The organism is Pseudonocardia sp. GCM10023141 (assembly GCF_042653605.1).
In genome coordinates, this window is sequence record NZ_JBHSIR010000063.1 from 104,478 (window position 1) to 119,691 (window position 15,214).

Below are 15,214 nucleotides of genomic sequence, written 5' to 3' on the forward strand. Positions count from 1 at the left end.
AGAACCCCGTGCCGATCGTCACCACACCCACCGGGGTGCGCCTCTGCTACGACACGTTCGGCGACCCGGACAGCCCGCCGCTGCTGCTGATCCAGGGCCTCGGTGCACACCTGCTCGGCTGGCGACACGAGCTCTGCCAGCACATCGCCGACGCCGGTTTCCACGTCGTCCGCTTCGACAACCGCGACGTCGGGCTGTCCCAGAAGTTCCCGCAGGGTGGCTACGACCTCACCGACCTGGCCGCCGACGCCCACGGCCTGCTCGCCGCGCTCGACCTCGCCCCCGCCCACGTGGTCGGCCAGTCGATGGGCGGCATGATCGCCCAGCAGCTCGCGCTGGACCATCCCGAGGCCGTCCGCTCCCTCGCGCTCCTCTACACCTCGCCCAGCACCGCCTACTTCGCCGGCGCCGACCTCGTCGACGACCGGATGGCCATGCCACGGGCGCAGACCCGGGAGGAGGCCGTGGAGCTCTACCTCCGCAACGAGGAGCCGTGCCTGTCCACCGGCTACCCCGCCGACCTCGACTGGCTGCGCGAGCTCGGTGGCCTCATGTGGGACCGCGACTACGACCCCGACGGCATCGTCCGGCAGTTCGAGGCGATCATCGAGGCGAAGGACCGGACCGAGGCACTGCGCGACGTCGCCCTGCCCACCGCGATCCTGCACGGCGACGGCGACCGCCTGATCAGCGCGAGCGCGTCGAAGGCCATGCACGAGGAGATCCCCGGGTCAACGCTCACGATCTTCCCCGGGATGGGCCACGAGCTCCCCCGCGCGCTCTGGTCCGAGATCATCGCCCTGATCGCCGCCAACGCCGGACGGGCGGCGTGAGGGGCCGGACGCTCGGCACCGCCACGGTCGCGGCGCTGGCGCTGCCGGCCTGCCTGGTCGGGGCGGGCCGGGCCAGCGCGTCGACGCCGCCCACCGCGGCACCGGACTCCCCGCGCTGCCGGCCGCGCACCGCGCCACCGGCGGTCGGGCTGACCCCGGTGTCGGCGACCCCCGTGGACGCTCGCACGACGATGTACGCGTTCCGCTCGGCCGCGGTCGGCACCGCCATGCCCGACGGTCTCGTCCACGTCCGGGTGACGCTGCCCGTCTCCTACGACGGCGCTGCGACGCGGCGCTACCCGGTGCTCGTGCACCTGCACGGGGCGAACAACTCGCCGGCGACGTGGCCCGCCGCCGAGGTGGAGCAGGTCATCGGGGACACGCCGGTGATCCTCGTGCAGCCCGACGGCGGCCCGTCCGGGCTCTACAGCGACTGGTACGGCACCCCGATCACCGCGGGCGACCCGCAGAACGGCGGGGACCCGTTCCCGCCGCCCGCCTGGGAGACCTCCCACATCCGGGAACTGCTGCCATGGGTGGACCAGACGTTCCGGACCACGGGTCACCGCGCGGTCGCCGGGAGCTCGATGGGCGGCCTCGGCGCGATGTCGTACCCCGCCCGCAACCCCGGCGTGTTCGACGCGGCCGCGTCGCTGTCCGGCGCGGTGAACTCGGACGCGCTGTTCCCGGTACTGCCCCTGCTCCAGCTGATCTCGGCCCGTGCGTGCGGGGTGACCGCCTCCTGCAGGACGACATCTGGGCGGCCCACAACCCGACCGCGCTGGCACCGCGGCTGCGCGGCGTCTCGCTGTACGTCGAGGCGGGCAACGGCCTGGCGGGCGCGCACGACGACGTGGTCACGGCGGTCCGCGACGCCGTCACCGAGGTGCTCGTCCGCCGCATGACCGACGACTTCGTCGCCGCGCTCGGCCGCGCCGGGGTGCCCGCCACGACGGCGTTCCGCAACGGCACCCACCCGAGCCCCAGCGGCGTCAACCGGCTCTACGACTTCGACGCCCTGCGCGCGTTCCTCCCGCAGGCGATGGCGGCGATGGGCGCGGCCTGACCTTCGGCGCCGGCAACGGGCGCGCTCACCGCCGTGCAACAGGGGATCCGGCCGTGAGCGCGGCGGCGACCTCGTCGAGGTGCGCCCCGCGGGAGGCCTTCACGAGCACCACGTCGCCCGCGGCGAGGTGGCGGCGCAGCCAGTCGGCAGCGGCAGGGTTGTCGGCCAGCACCACCGCACGCTCCCCCGCGCCGTCGGCGATCGCCCGGGCCGCCGCACCGACGGTCACCACCACGTCGACGCGGGACGCGGCGTACTTCCCGACGGCGCGGTGCTCGGCCGCGCTGCCGTCGCCGAGCTCCAGCATCGCGCCGAGCACGGCGATGCGACGCGTGCCGTCGATCGCCACCACCGCGTCCAGGGCGGCGCGGGTCGCGTCGGGGTTGGCGTTGAAGGAGTCGTCGACCAGCAGCGCGCCGCTGGGGAGCTCCCGCAGCTCCATCCGCCACTCCGACAGCCGGGCGGTCGCCAGCGCCGCCGCCGCGACCTCGAGTGGCACCCCGGCAGCCAGCCCCGCCGCCGTGGCAGCCGCCGCGTTGAGCGCCTGGTGCGCGCCCACCAGCGGCAGCGCAACGCGAACCGAGGCGCCTGCGGTCCGCAACGTGCAGGACGGCCTGCCGAGCCGGTCGAGCGTCAGGTCGACGACCCGCACGTCGGCGTCCTCGGCCCGGCCGAAGGTCAGCACCGGGCCGCCTGCGAGCGAGCGCATCGCGACCACCCGCGGATCGTCGGCGTTGAGCACGGCGGTTCCGCCGCGCACCAGTCCCTGCACCAGCTCGCGCTTGGCCTCGGCGATGGCCGCGCGCGACCCGAACTCGCCGAGGTGGGCCTGTCCGACGTTGAGGACGACGGCGATGTCGGGCGCGACCAGGCCCGTCAGCGCGGCGATCTGACCGGTGCGACGGGCTCCCAGCTCCATGACGAGGAACCGGGTGGCCGCCTCGGCGCGCAGCATGGTGAGCGGCACGCCGATCTCGTTGTTGAGCGAGCCGATCGTGGCGACCGTCGGTGCGACGGTCGCCAGCACGGCGGCCACCAGGTCCTTCGTGCTGGTCTTGCCCTGCGAGCCGGTCAGCCCGACGGCGGTCAGCCCGCCGCGCAACCGGGCCACGACGTGCGCGGCGAGCGCCTGCAGCGCGGCCCGGACGTCCACGACGACGACGGTGGGCAGCGCGGTGGGCCGGGAGCCGAGCACGGCCACCGCACCGGCCCGGCCGGCCTGCTCGGCGTAGTCGTGGCCGTCGACGTGCTCGCCGGAGAAGGCGACGAAGAGCCCGCCCGGCTCGGCCCGGCGGCCGTCGAGCACGGCGGGCGCCGTCACCGTCACGGTGCCGTCGCCCTGGACCGTGCCACCCACAACTGCGGCGATCTCCGCGACGCTGAGCGCGATCATGCCCGGGCGTCCCGTGGCCCGGCGACGACGTCGAGTTCGGTGGGGCTCGGTGCGCTGCAGCTCATCTCTCGAGAGAACGCGCGGCGGTGTTGCCAGGGCGTATCGAAAACCGCATACGTGCCGGCAACACCGCCCTCACTTGGCTGGCCACATGGCCCACCGCGAACCGGCACCGGGGATCACCCTCTACGGATGCGACCCCGACGAGGCCGCCATGGTCCGGGAGTTGACCCCGAAATTCGCCATCAACCCGACGATCACGGAGGCGGCAGCATCCGAGGACAACAGCGAGCTGGCCGCCGGAAACCGCTGCGTCAGCATCGGCCACAAGGCCCGGGTCACCAACCCCACGCTGCACGCACTCAGCGCGGCCGGCGTCCGGTACATCTCGACGAGGAGCGTCGGGTACAACCACATCGATGTGACCTACGCGGAGCAGGTCGGGATCCGCGTCGAGAACGTGGACTACTCCCCCGACAGCGTCGCCGACTTCACGGTGATGCTGATGCTGATGGCGGTCCGCCACGCCCGATCCATCGTCTGCCGGACCGCGGAACACGACTACCGACTGGCCGACGTCCGCGGGCGGGAGTTGCGGGACCTGACCGTCGGCGTCGTCGGAACGGGGCGCATCGGCGGCGCCGTCATGGACCGGCTACGCGGCTTCGGCTGCCGCATGCTGGCCCATGACAGCCGGCCCGGGACCGCGACATCGGGCGCCGACCACGTCGCTCTCGACGGGTTGCTCCGCCGCAGCGACATCGTCACCCTCCACACGCCGCTCACCGCGCAGACGCATCACCTCCTCGACCGGCGCCGGATCGCGCAGCTGAAAGCCGGCGCGTTCCTCATCAACACCGGACGCGGCGCACTCCTCGACACCGATGCCCTCGTGGTGGCGCTGGAGAGCGGACGGCTCGGCGGCGCGGCACTGGATGTCCTCGAAGGCGAGGAGGGGATCTTCTACGTCGACCACCGGAACAGGCCGCCGAACAGCAGCCGGCTGCAGCGCCTGCAGGCACTGCCGAACGTGCTGATCAGCCCGCACACCGCGTACTACACCGACCGCGCCCTGCGCGACACCGTCGAGAACAGCATCACCAACTGCCTCACCTTCGAGAGCGGGAACCATGGTTAGAACAAGGATCGCCGTCCTCTTCGGGGGCCGTTCCGAAGAGCACCCCATCTCCGTCAAATCCGCTCGGGAGGTGGCCAGGAACCTCGATCCCGAACGGTATGAACCGTTCTACGTCGGCATCACCCGCGACGGCGCCTGGCTGCTCTGCGACGGCCCCGACCCCGGGTGGGAGAGCGACAGCAGCCGCCCGGCCGTGCTGTCGCCGGACTGCGCCACCCCCGGGCTGCTCGTGCTGGATCACGGCAAGTACGAGACGGTCGACCTGGACGTGATCTTCCCCGTGCTGCACGGCAGGCTCGGCGAGGACGGTGCGATCCAGGGACTGCTGGAGCTCTCCGGCATCCCCTACGTGGGCTGCGACGTCCAGAGTTCTGCGCTGTGCATGGACAAGTCCCTCACCTACCTCGTCGCCGCCGGTGCGGGGATCGCCACGCCGAACGTCTGGACCGTCGCGGCGAGCGAGACCATCGACACCGGTCTGCTGCCCTTCCCCGTCTTCGTGAAGCCGGCCCGTTCGGGGTCGTCCTTCGGCGTCAGCAAGGTCTCCCGGGCGGAAGACCTGCCGGGCGCGGTCGACCTCGCCCGCCGATACGACACGAAGGTGGTGATCGAGGAGGCCGTCATCGGCCGTGAGGTCGGTTGCGCCGTCCTGGGCAACGACGGGGAACTGCTCGCGGGCGAGGTGGATCGCATCGCCCTCTCCCACGGCTTCTTCCGGATCCACCAGGAGAGCTCCCCGGAGAGCGGTTCGGAGAACTCGACGCCGATCGTCCCGGCCGACATCCCGGCGGCGTCGCGCACGCTCGTCCAGGAGACCGCGAAGGCCGTGTACCGCGCGCTGGGGTGCCGGGGGCTGGCGCGCGTGGACCTGTTCCTCGACGAGGACGGGGCCGTGGTCCTCAACGAGGTCAACACCCTGCCCGGGCTGACCTCGTACAGCCGCTACCCCGGGATGATGGCCGCCGCCGGCCTGTCCCTCGGCGACCTGATCGACCGGCTGGTCGCACTGGCACGGGCGGGGACGTTGCGCCACGGCTGACATCGCGGGGTGGGATTCGATGATCAACGCCCACTGGTTCGGTGTTGACCATGAGCCAGTGGGCGTTGATCTTCGTGCCGGTGGTCGAGCGCGCACTGGCTCATGATCGAACCGGAACCTGTGGGCGTTGATCACCCGACCGGCGCGCCAGGCTCTCGCGTTGCAGGGCGTCGAGTGCGGTCCGCGGTAGGTCCCCGCTCAGCCGCCGACGTGCGAGGGCGCAACGGGCAGTTGCACCGTGACGCGGAGACCGCCGTCGGGGTGAGGGGCGAGGGAGAGCGTCCCGTCGTGTGCTTCGGCGATGCTCTTGACGATCGCCAGGCCGAGGCCGACACCCGCGTGGTCGGCGCGTACGCGTTCGGTGCCACGCCGGAACGGCTCGACGAGCGTGGACACCAGGTGCGGGGTGAGCTTCTCCCCGGTGTTCTCGACCGTGAGCACCACCGCCTTCGGATACACGCTGGTCGCGACCCGCACCGAGCCCTGGTCGCGCAGGTTGTGGACGATCGCGTTGTGGACCAGGTTCGTCGTCATCTGCAGCAGCAGCGCGTGGGAACCGACGGTGGGTGCGACGTCGCCGGAGGTCTCGAGGGTGAGGCCGCGCTTCTCGGCGAGCGGGAGGAGCGACTCGGTGGCCTCCTCCGCCAGCAGGGACAGATCCACGGGTTCGCGGGTGAAGGAGCGCTGGTTGGCGCGGCTGAGCAGGAGCAGCGCCTCGGTGAGGTCGATCGCCCGGGTGTTGACGAACTGCAGGCGGTCGACGAGCTCACCGGTGTCGCGGTGCACGTCGTTGCGGGCCACCTCGAGGAGGGTCTGCGTGATCGCCAGCGGGGTGCGCAGTTCGTGGGAGGCGTTGGCGGCGAACCGCTGCTGCTCGGCGTCGTGCGCCTCGAGCCGCGCGAGCATGGCGTCGAAGGCGTCGGCGAGTTCGCGGAACTCGTCCGCGCTGCCCTCCAGCTGGATCCGATGCGACAACGACCCGGTTGCGGCCAGGCGTGCGGCGTTCGTGATGCGCGTCAGCGGCGCGAGCACGCTGCCGGCCAGCAGCCATCCCCCCAGCAGCCCGAACAGCAGCAGGAACGCCATCACCGCGGCCGCCTTCGGGGCGAACGCGCGGAGCAGCTCGCCGCGGTCGGGCACGGACATCGGTCCGAACGCCCCGGGCCCGTCGGGCCCCGGAGCCTCGATCACCTCGGGCACGTAGCGCAGCAGGAACACCCACACCGCGGCGAGCAGCAGAGCACCGGCGAGCATGACGATGCCGGCGTAGCTGAGGGTGAGTTTGAGGCGGACGCTCAGCCCGGGGGCTCGCTCCACCGCCGCCGGTCTCACGCGCCACCGGCAGCGTCGATGCGATAGCCGTCGATGCGGTAGCCGACGCCGGCCACCGTGTCGATGATCGCGGGCTCGCCGAGGCGCTTGCGCAGGGCCGAGACCGTGATGCGCACGGCGTTGGTGAAGGGGTCGGCGTTCTCGTCCCAGGCCCGCCCCAGCAGCTCCTCGGCACTGATGACACCGCCCTCGGCGGCGACGAGTACCTCCAGCACCGCGAACTGCTTCCTGGTCAGGGCGACGTAGCGCCCGTCGCGGTAGACCTCCCGCCGGAACGGATCCAGCCGCAGACCGGCGATCTCCCGCACCGGCGGCCTGTTGTGGGCACGCCTGCGGTCGAGCGCTCGCAGCCGCAGCACGAGCTCGCGGAGCGCAAAGGGCTTCGTGAGGTAGTCATCGGCGCCCAGCTCGAACCCGGAGGCCTTGTCGTCGAGCCGATCGGCGGCGGTGAGCATCAGGATCGGCATGCCACTGCCGGACGCGACGATGCTCTCGGCGACCTCGTCACCGGAGGGCCCGGGGATGTCCCGGTCCAGCACGGCGATGTCGTAGGCGTTGACGCTCAGCAGCTCCAGCGCCGTGTCACCGTCGCCGGCGATGTCGGCCGCGATCGCCTCCAGGCGCAGCCCGTCGCGAATGGCCTCCGCCAGGTAGGGCTCGTCCTCGACGATCAACACACGCATGATCACGATGCTACGAGCCGGCACCTATCGTCGACATATCAGAAAGCCCATACCCGCTGGCAACGCCCTGCTGCCTTGGCTGGGACCATGGCCTACAGCGAACCCGTCCGCACCGCAGCCCGCCGTATCCGATCGACCGTCCGCAGTTCCCGGAGCGCCCTCGACGCAACCGACGGTGTCGTCTCCGACCGGGTGACGGTCTTCGACACCGACGTCCCGGCCATCGGCAATCTCGACCCCGCGCTGCGCGGTGCCCTGCGCCGGGCCGCCACCGATGCCGCCACCGACGGGGTGGGGTTCGTCGTCAACAGCGGCTGGCGTTCCCCGGCCTACCAGGTGCAGCTCCGTAGGCGGGCGGTCGCGAAGTACGGCTCGGAGCAGGAGGCCGCCCGGTGGGTGGCCACCCCCGCCACATCCGCTCACGTCCGGGGCGACGCGGTCGACGTCGGGCCCGTCGAGGCCGCGAAGTGGCTGGCGGAGCACGGCGCCCGGTACGGGTTGTGCCAGATCTACCGCAACGAGCCCTGGCACTTCGAGCTCCGTCCCGAGGCGGTCGAGCACGGCTGCCCGCCCCTCTACCCCGACCCCACGCACGACCCCAGGATGCAGCAGTGACTCCCCGAGGACGGCCCCGACCAGCAGGGCCACCGGTCAGGGTCGGAAGCAGATCTTCAGCGCCTTCTGCTCGCGCAGCAGCGCGACGCCGTCGCTGTACTCGGACAGGGACATGGTGCGCGAGACGAGCGCGGTGAGGTCGAGCTCGCCCGCGACGATGTGATCCAGAGCGGCCTGGGCGGTTCCGCGGTGGTAGGGCGGCGAGGGGTGGCCCAACAGCGCGAGCCGCCAGTGCTCCCAGCCGAAGCGGACGTCGTCGCGCAGGACCCCGAACAGGGCCACCGCGCGGCGCGTGCGGTCCATCAGGAACTGCACCGACGTCCCGTTGCCGGCACAGTCGACGGCGGCGTCGAGCATCTCGTCGCTCGTGCGTGATTCCGGAGTGGTCAGCTCGCGCGGGTCGAACACCTGGTCGGCGCCGAGCTTCAACGCCAGCTCTCGGCGAGCAGGCGAGAGATCGAACCCGATCACCTCCCGGGCACCCTCGGCCTTCGCGATCTGGATGGCGATCAGCCCGCCGTTCCCGAGACCGGACACGCCGATCCGCTGGCCCACGACCGCATCGAAACGCTGGAGCGACTCGACGGCGGTCTGCACGGCGGCCGCCAGCTCGAGCGAGGCCACCGACTCCGCCGAGATCTCCTCGGGGACGCGCAGGAAGTCGGCCTCGTCACGAACCACGAACTCGGCGTAGGAACCCTGCACGTCGTGTCCCGGGTCCTTCCACGCCGCGACCCGGGTACCCGTGACGAGATCCTCGACGCCCGCACCGACCTCGACGACGCGGCCCATGGCCTCGTGACCCGGCTGCCCCGGGCTGTAGGGGTAGTGCAGCGGCCGGCCCGGGAACATCGAGTTGCCGCCCATGATGTGCAGGTCCCACTGCGGGCACGTGTTGACGGCTTCGATCTCGACGAGTATCTGGCCCGGGCCGGGAACGGGACGCTCGATCTCGATGATCTCCGCCTGGTCGGGCCCGGTGATCTGCAGTGCCTTCATGCGCTGTCCTTTCGTTGCCGAGCGTCATGTGCCGAGCGTGACGTGCGGGGAGTCATTGCCAGTCGAGCACCACACCGAGGAAGGGCTCGGCGCGATCGACGATCAGCTGCCAGGCCTGCGCTGCGTGATCGACCGGGAAGTGGTGGGTGATCAGGGGCAGCGTCTGCAGGTGACCGGCCGCGATGAGCTGCAACGCGATGTCCATCCGGCCCTTGTCGATGCCGGAGACGACGTCGACGGTGATCTCACGCTCCCGCAGCGGCTGCAACGCCAGTCGGTCGTCGTTGCCGTAGAAGCCTGCCGAGACGATGTGTCCGAAGCGCCGCATCGCCGGCACCATGGCCTCCACGGCAGCGATGCTGCCGACCGTGTCGACCACGACGGCGAGCCCGTCCGGGAAGCGCTTCGCCAGCCACTCGTGCGGTTCGACGACGCGGGAGTCGATGGTGGCGTGCGGGGGGCCGGGCTCGAACCGCGCCAGCCGGTCGGGGTGGCGACCGACCAGCACCACCTCGGCCCCGCGCCACGCCAGCGTCTGCGCGGCCCAGTGCCCGACCAGCCCGTCACCGAGCACGACGGCCGGGTCCCCCACCGCGACCGGCGGTCGCGCGCCGCAGTTGTAGCCGACCTGCGTGAGCACGAGTCCCGAGAACGCCAGCGGGTCCACATGATCGGGCAGGCGCCACACCGCCGCCCGGGGCACGACCGCGGGCGAGACGTGGCCGCCGTATGGGAACAGCTCCGTCATCCCCTCGACCCGGCCCCGGGTGGCGAAGACGGTGTCACCGGGTTCGAGCCCGAGCACCCGCTCCCCCACGCTCACGACCGTGCCGACCTTCTGGTAGCCCGCCACCATCGGGAACGGCAGCGGATCGCCCTCGCCGCGCGGCGTGTCGCCTGCGATCCGTTCACCGCGCAGGAAGGACGACTCGCTGCCGGTGCTGATCCACGAGTGCCGCAGCGCGATCACCACGTCCTCCGCACCGGGCTCCGGGCACTCGACGTCACCGACCTCGACCACACCGGGCCCGGTGAACACCACCGCTCGAGAACGCATGACCTCTCCTATCTCGCCGGCCGCAGTACGAGCAGCCAGTCCTCCGCGCTCGGCAGGGCGAAGTGCGCCAGCGGCGTCGCTCCGCGCACCGTGGCGACGCCGTCGCTGTCGGGCTCGACGACGAACGGGTCCCCGGCCTGGCCGGTGCGCGGGTTCACGTAGTTCGCCTGCCACGCGCCGCGCCCGAGGTCGGGCAGCCGCAGGGAACCCAGGCGCTGCTTCATGAAGGCCGCCACCGGGAAGTAGATGACGCGAACGCCGTCGGGAATCCCGGCCGCGTAGGGCCGCAACCGGTCGTCGGCGTCCTGATGGGGTTCGATCCATTCCGGGTGCGCCGTGAACTCGTGCCACGGGAGGTCGAGCAGGAGCCGCCGCCCCGTTCCCAGGTGTGCGGCGCCGGGCAGCTCCGCGGCCTCGGGCCAGTCGAGCTCCCCCCAGCGGCCCCGCAGACCGTTGGGGTACTCGGCCGTGTTGAACCCCCACAGGCCCTGCGCACCGTAGGTGTGTCCCGCGGCCCCCGAGAGCAGGTGGCTCCAGAACAGGAACCGCTGGGTCTCGTGCCAGCTCGATCCGCAGATGCCCTCGTAACAGACCTCGCCGTTGATCACGGGCTTGGCCGGACGGTGCTCGACGGCCTCGTGGACGGCGTTCACGGACGGTTCGAGGCTGTTCTGACCCGAGTGCCCGGTCTGCAGCAGCCAGAAGTCGACGACGCTCTCGTCGTCGAGGTAGTCCCACGGGCAGGTGGCGGGATAGGAGTGGATCGTGATCGGACGCCCGAAGGGCTCGGCCCGTCGGACCGCGCGCGCCACCTCGTTGAGCCGCGCGAGCTGGTCGGCGATGGCCGCCTCGTCCTGGATCATCCGCACCGCGTCCGCCGCGGTCAGCGTCGCATCCGTGGTGCCGGCGAGCAGCTCCGCAGGCAGGACGAGCGGCGGCTCACCCGCCAGGCACCACACCACCGGGTAGGCGCCCCAGCGGGCGACCAGCTCACGCCAGTGCCGGCTCGTCTGCTCGACGTCCATGAACTGCAGGTAGTAGGCCCAGGAGCCGAAGATGCAGGGCACGAGATCGTGCTCCAGCAGGGTGAGTACCCGCCGGTCGGCCTCGTCGAACCAGTCGGGGTTCGGCGCGGTGAAGTCCTCGTGCCATGCCCACCCGCTGGCGCTGCGCCCCTCGGGCGCGAACGGCGCCATCTCCGGGTAGAGGCCTGCGACGATCTGCACCACCGAGAAGCCCTGCTGCGCGCGCATCGCAGCCAGCTCGCGGAACTCCTTGTCGGACAGCCGGTCGACGAGCCCGTTCCACCACGTGTCGGCCAGCCAGAGGAACGGGGTGCCGTCGGCGTGCTCCAGGTGGCGCTGATCAGCGGCCACCTGCAACGGACCGTGCTGCCCGAGCGCTCCCGGGCCGCCCGCTCCGGCGATCTCGACCTCGCCCGGGTCCGGCAGTTCGGGGCCATCGGCGGCATCGACCCCGGCCGGGCAGGCGCGGTAGGAGTGGGTACCGAGCTGGTCCGACGCATACCGGACCCGCCATTCGCCGCCCGTGACGAAGGCCGGTACCCGTCGCTCCCGGCCGGCGGGCTCGGTGAAGACGACGTCGACGCCCGTACCCGACGCATCGGCGGGTGCCGGACCGAGTCGGATCTCCAGCACTTCGTAGGGGGCCGCCGCGGCGGGGCTCATCGGGTCCTCCGGTGGGGGTCGGGTCAGCGGTGATCCACGGTGCCTAGTCGAGGTGGAAGATCTCCGGCAGCCGCTCGAGCGACTCGTCGACCCGCCGCCCGGGCCGCGCCTCGATCAGCGGGGCCATCTCCTGCTGCCAGCGGCGGTTGATCTCGAGCCCGTCCATGCCCGCCAGCGCCCGTTCGAACGACTCGGTCTCGACGTAGCCGACCACCAACCCGTCGTCGCGCAGGAACAGGCTGTAATCGCCCCAGCCGGCGTCGCGGAGCGCTGCCTGCATCTGAGGCCAGACCTGCCCGTGCCGCCTGCGGTACTCGTCGAGGTGGCCCGCCCTCACCTGCATCGTGAAGCAGACGCGTTCCATGGTTCCCTCCCAGCTCCGGGCGCTGGTAACGATTCCACGAATGTCGAAGGCGTGCAAGCCCCGGCCCTGGTCCAGGTCCGTGCGGCTCGACCTCGCGGCGACATCTTGACAGCAACGGACCGGCCGGTAGCTTGGTAACGATTCCAAACGGTAGCGGAGGGCGACGGGATGGCATGGAGCCTCGGAGCCGGGCTGGACGGCAGGGTCGTGCTGGTCACCGGTGCGGCCGGAGGCATCGGGCGGGAGGTCGTCGCCGGCCTCGTCGCGGCCGGAGCCCAGGTCGTCGCCGTCGACCTGCACCGGCCGGCGCTCGACGCCGCTCTCGACGCGCCGGAGCTGGCGACGGCGCGGCGCATCGCGGCCGACCTGGCCGACATCGGCGCCCACGCGCAGCTCATCGCCGCCGCACAGGAGTCCGGGCCCCTCTACGGGCTGGTGCACTGCGCCGCGGTCCTGCGTCGCCGAGCCCAGGTCGCGGACATCACCGAGGACGACTGGGACGCGCAGGTCGACGTCAACCTCAAGGGCACCTTCTTCCTCTGCCGTGCCGCCGCGGACGCGATGCGGACCGCCGGTCACGGTGGCCGGGTGGTCACGTTCTCGTCCCAGGGCTGGTGGACGGGAGGCTACGGCGGCTCGGTGGTGTACGCGACCACGAAGGGCGGTGTCGTCTCGATGACACGCGGCCTGGCCCGCGCCTACGGGCCCGACGGCATCACCGTCAACGCCGTCGCGCCCGGCCAGGCGCGCACGTCGATGCTGCTGGATGACCTCGACGAGCGGGTGCTGGCCACCATGACCGAGCAGACCCCGCTCGGACGCATCGCCGAGCCCGCCGAGGTGGCGGCCGCGGCCGTCTTCCTCGTCAGCAGCCACGCCTCGTTCATCACCGGAACCACCCTGAACGTCAGCGGGGGCTTTCTCATGTACTGATCCCGACCCGACGAGCGACACGACAGCCGATGAGAGGAAGGGAGACCACGTGCCGAAGATGCGAATGCGCCAGGCCATCGTTGCGGCTCTTGCCGACGAGATGGACGCGGATCCGCGCGTCGTCCTGCTCGGCGAGGACGTGGGCGCTGCGGGCGGGGTGTTCAAGACCACGGAGGGGCTGTTCGACCGTTTCGGCGCCCAGCGGGTCCGCGACACCCCGATCGCCGAGATGGGGTTCCTCGGAGCCGCCGTCGGCGCGGCGAGCGCGGGGCTGCGGCCCGTCGTCGAGATCATGTTCGCCGAGTTCCTCGGCGTCGCGCTCGACCAGGTGGTCACCGAGGCGGCGAACCTGCGCTACCTGTCCCGTGGCGAGTACACCGCGCCGCTGGTGGTGCGGTGTTCGGCCGGGCCCGGGCTGGGGTTCGGAGCGCAGCACTCCCAGACGCTCGAGTCGTGGCTGATCAACACGCCGGGCCTGAAGGTCGTGGCCCCGTCCGGCGCCCAGTCGGCGTACGGCCTGCTGCGCGCCGCGATCCGCGACGAGGACCCCGTGGTGTTCCTGGAGCCGCGGATCCTCTACGGCGACCGCGAGGACGTCGACACCGCTCTCGCGCTGCCGGAGCTGGGCCGCGCCCGCATCGTGCGCACCGGCGCGGACGTGACGGTCGTGGCGCTCGGGCAGACGGTGCCGACGGCGCTGGCCGCCGCCGACCTCGGGTCGATCGACGCCGAGGTCGTCGACCTCCAGACGATCAGCCCGGTAGACCGCGACACCATCCTGGACTCGGTGCGCCGGACCAGGCGGCTGGCCATCGTCGAGGCCAACCCGTGGACCGGCGGGTGGGGCACCGGGATTGCCGCCGACGTCGCCACGGAGCTGTTCGGCGAGCTGCGGGCCCCGGTGCTGCGCATCACCTCCCCCGACATCCCCGTGCCCTACTCCCGCGCTCTGGAGTCGCGCTACGTGCCCGACGCCGGGTACGTCAGCAGCCAGATCGCCCACCTCATCGCCAACAACCGGGTGCCCACCCCCTGGTGGAAGGAGATCGTCGATGCCTGAGTCGATGTCCGATCTGGAGGCCGAGACCCCGCTGCAGCGCCGCGCCGCACTCGCCGAGCCGCTGCAGCGCTACCGGCGCATGGTCGAGATCCGGCGCACCGAGGACTCGATCAAAGAACTGTTCGCCGCCGGGCTCGTCTCCGGGTCCACCCACACGTGCCAGGGCCAGGAGGCGGTCTCGGTCGGCATCGCCGCGGTCGCCCGACCCTCGGACCAGCTGGTCTGCACCTACCGGGGGCACGGCCACGCGATGGCGCTCGGCATGCGGCCCGAGCAGGTGCTCGCCGAGATACTCGGGCGCACCGGCGGCTGCGTGGGCGGCATCGGCGGATCCATGCACCTGTCGAGCCGCGAGATCGGGCTGATGCCCACGATGGCCATCGTGGGTGCCGGCATTCCCATCGCGGCCGGTGCGGCCTGGGCCGCGCAGGTCGCCGGAGACGGCGGCATCGCCATCGGCCTGTTCGGCGACGGAGCCAGCAACATCGGCGCCTTCCACGAAGGACTCAACCTCGCCGCCGTGTGGTCGCTGCCCGTGGTCTTCGTCTGCGAGAACAACCTCTACGGCGAGTACAGCAGGATCGACGCCACCACCGCGATCGACGACATCGCGCGGCGCGCCGACTCCTACGGGATGCCGGGCGAGGTCGTCGACGGCCAGGACCTCGACACGGTCGTCGCCGCGATGACGCAGGCGACCGAGCGGGCCCGGTCGGGTTCCGGGCCGACCCTGCTGGAGATGAAGACCTACCGCTACTCGGGGCACTCCCGCTCCGACCCCGCCACCTACCGGCCCGCCGGTGAGCTCGACGCCTGGCTCGCGCGGGACCCGATCGCGATCTACGGCGATCGGCTCGTCACCGGCGGCCACGCCGACGAGGACACGCTGGAGAAGCTGCGCCAGGCCGTCGCGGAAGAGGTCGAGACCGCGCTGCAGACGGCGAGGTCCAGTCCGGAACCCGACGTCCGAGAGATGTTCCGGCACGTTCTCGCCGGCACCGCGTGACATTGCGA

Annotated in this window: 16 protein-coding genes; 9 read left to right on the forward strand and 7 right to left on the reverse strand. The window is 71.9% G+C overall.

Annotated elements, in window-relative coordinates:
• Positions 1–8: 8 nt before the first annotated feature.
• Genes ACFPFQ_RS35750 through ACFPFQ_RS35760 form a run of 3 tightly spaced genes read left to right on the forward strand, consistent with a single transcriptional unit; the run spans position 9 to position 1,899 of the window.
• The gene (locus ACFPFQ_RS35750; protein WP_379626961.1) at positions 9–833 is read left to right on the forward strand and encodes an alpha/beta fold hydrolase; all 825 of its coding nucleotides are present in this window, start codon (positions 9–11) and stop codon (positions 831–833) included.
• A complete protein-coding gene (locus ACFPFQ_RS35755; RefSeq protein WP_379626963.1) occupies positions 830–1,738 on the forward strand; it encodes an alpha/beta hydrolase in 909 nt (302 codons plus the stop codon). Before ACFPFQ_RS35750 ends, ACFPFQ_RS35755 begins: the two co-directional genes overlap by 4 nt.
• Positions 1,735–1,899: a hypothetical protein gene (locus ACFPFQ_RS35760; protein WP_379626964.1), complete on the forward strand. Its 165-nt coding sequence runs from the start codon at positions 1,735–1,737 to the stop codon at positions 1,897–1,899. Before ACFPFQ_RS35755 ends, ACFPFQ_RS35760 begins: the two co-directional genes overlap by 4 nt.
• Before the next feature lie 25 nt (positions 1,900–1,924).
• On the opposite strand, the gene ACFPFQ_RS35765 is transcribed toward ACFPFQ_RS35760, so the two are convergent.
• Positions 1,925–3,292: a UDP-N-acetylmuramoyl-tripeptide--D-alanyl-D-alanine ligase gene (locus ACFPFQ_RS35765; protein ID WP_379626966.1), complete on the reverse strand. Its 1,368-nt coding sequence runs from the start codon at positions 3,290–3,292 to the stop codon at positions 1,925–1,927.
• A 151-nt stretch (positions 3,293–3,443) separates the two neighbouring features.
• On the opposite strand from ACFPFQ_RS35765, the gene ACFPFQ_RS35770 reads away from it, so the two are divergent.
• Positions 3,444–4,430: a D-isomer specific 2-hydroxyacid dehydrogenase family protein gene (locus tag ACFPFQ_RS35770; protein ID WP_379626968.1), complete on the forward strand. Its 987-nt coding sequence runs from the start codon at positions 3,444–3,446 to the stop codon at positions 4,428–4,430.
• Positions 4,423–5,469, forward strand: coding sequence for a D-alanine--(R)-lactate ligase (vanA, locus tag ACFPFQ_RS35775; protein WP_379626970.1), 1,047 nt, complete (start codon positions 4,423–4,425; stop codon positions 5,467–5,469). Before ACFPFQ_RS35770 ends, vanA begins: the two co-directional genes overlap by 8 nt.
• Positions 5,470–5,667: 198 nt before the next feature.
• On the opposite strand, the gene ACFPFQ_RS35780 is transcribed toward vanA, so the two are convergent.
• Together ACFPFQ_RS35780 and ACFPFQ_RS35785 are read right to left on the reverse strand one after the other, a co-directional pair.
• Positions 5,668–6,786 carry a sensor histidine kinase gene (locus ACFPFQ_RS35780; protein WP_379626972.1) on the reverse strand — a complete coding sequence of 373 codons (1,119 nt, stop codon included), beginning with the start codon at positions 6,784–6,786 and terminating at the stop codon, positions 5,668–5,670.
• An 11-nt stretch (positions 6,787–6,797) separates the two neighbouring features.
• Positions 6,798–7,484, reverse strand: a complete 687-nt coding sequence (locus ACFPFQ_RS35785) for a response regulator transcription factor (RefSeq protein ID WP_379626974.1) — start codon at positions 7,482–7,484, stop codon at positions 6,798–6,800.
• A gap of 87 nt (positions 7,485–7,571) precedes the next feature.
• Here ACFPFQ_RS35785 and ACFPFQ_RS35790 point away from each other — a divergent pair, with 87 nt between their 5' ends.
• The gene (locus ACFPFQ_RS35790) at positions 7,572–8,099 is read left to right on the forward strand and encodes a M15 family metallopeptidase (protein WP_379626975.1); all 528 of its coding nucleotides are present in this window, start codon (positions 7,572–7,574) and stop codon (positions 8,097–8,099) included.
• 36 nt (positions 8,100–8,135) lie between these two features.
• Here ACFPFQ_RS35790 and ACFPFQ_RS35795 read toward each other — a convergent pair whose 3' ends face one another.
• The 4 genes from ACFPFQ_RS35795 to ACFPFQ_RS35810 are packed head-to-tail and all read right to left on the reverse strand — an operon-like array spanning position 8,136 to position 12,207.
• A complete protein-coding gene (locus ACFPFQ_RS35795) occupies positions 8,136–9,098 on the reverse strand; it encodes a zinc-dependent alcohol dehydrogenase (protein ID WP_379626977.1) in 963 nt (320 codons plus the stop codon).
• A gap of 52 nt (positions 9,099–9,150) precedes the next feature.
• A complete protein-coding gene (locus ACFPFQ_RS35800) occupies positions 9,151–10,155 on the reverse strand; it encodes a zinc-binding dehydrogenase (RefSeq protein ID WP_379626979.1) in 1,005 nt (334 codons plus the stop codon).
• An 8-nt stretch (positions 10,156–10,163) separates the two neighbouring features.
• On the reverse strand, positions 10,164–11,843 hold the full coding sequence (locus tag ACFPFQ_RS35805) for a DUF4038 domain-containing protein (RefSeq protein ID WP_379626981.1): 1,680 nt from the start codon (positions 11,841–11,843) through the stop codon (positions 10,164–10,166).
• Positions 11,844–11,886: 43 nt separating this feature from the next.
• Positions 11,887–12,207, reverse strand: coding sequence for an L-rhamnose mutarotase (locus ACFPFQ_RS35810; RefSeq protein WP_379626983.1), 321 nt, complete (start codon positions 12,205–12,207; stop codon positions 11,887–11,889).
• A 168-nt stretch (positions 12,208–12,375) separates the two neighbouring features.
• Here ACFPFQ_RS35810 and ACFPFQ_RS35815 point away from each other — a divergent pair, with 168 nt between their 5' ends.
• From ACFPFQ_RS35815 to ACFPFQ_RS35825, 3 genes are read left to right on the forward strand one after another with little or no spacing between them, the layout of a single operon-like run.
• Positions 12,376–13,140, forward strand: a complete 765-nt coding sequence (locus tag ACFPFQ_RS35815; RefSeq protein WP_379626985.1) for an SDR family NAD(P)-dependent oxidoreductase — start codon at positions 12,376–12,378, stop codon at positions 13,138–13,140.
• 58 nt (positions 13,141–13,198) lie between these two features.
• Complete coding sequence (locus tag ACFPFQ_RS35820; RefSeq protein ID WP_379627103.1) at positions 13,199–14,200, forward strand: alpha-ketoacid dehydrogenase subunit beta; 1,002 nt, start codon at positions 13,199–13,201, stop codon at positions 14,198–14,200.
• Positions 14,193–15,206 (forward strand): thiamine pyrophosphate-dependent dehydrogenase E1 component subunit alpha, encoded by a 1,014-nt coding sequence (locus ACFPFQ_RS35825; RefSeq protein WP_379626987.1) that lies wholly within the window; start codon positions 14,193–14,195, stop codon positions 15,204–15,206. Before ACFPFQ_RS35820 ends, ACFPFQ_RS35825 begins: the two co-directional genes overlap by 8 nt.
• Positions 15,207–15,214 lie beyond the last annotated feature (8 nt).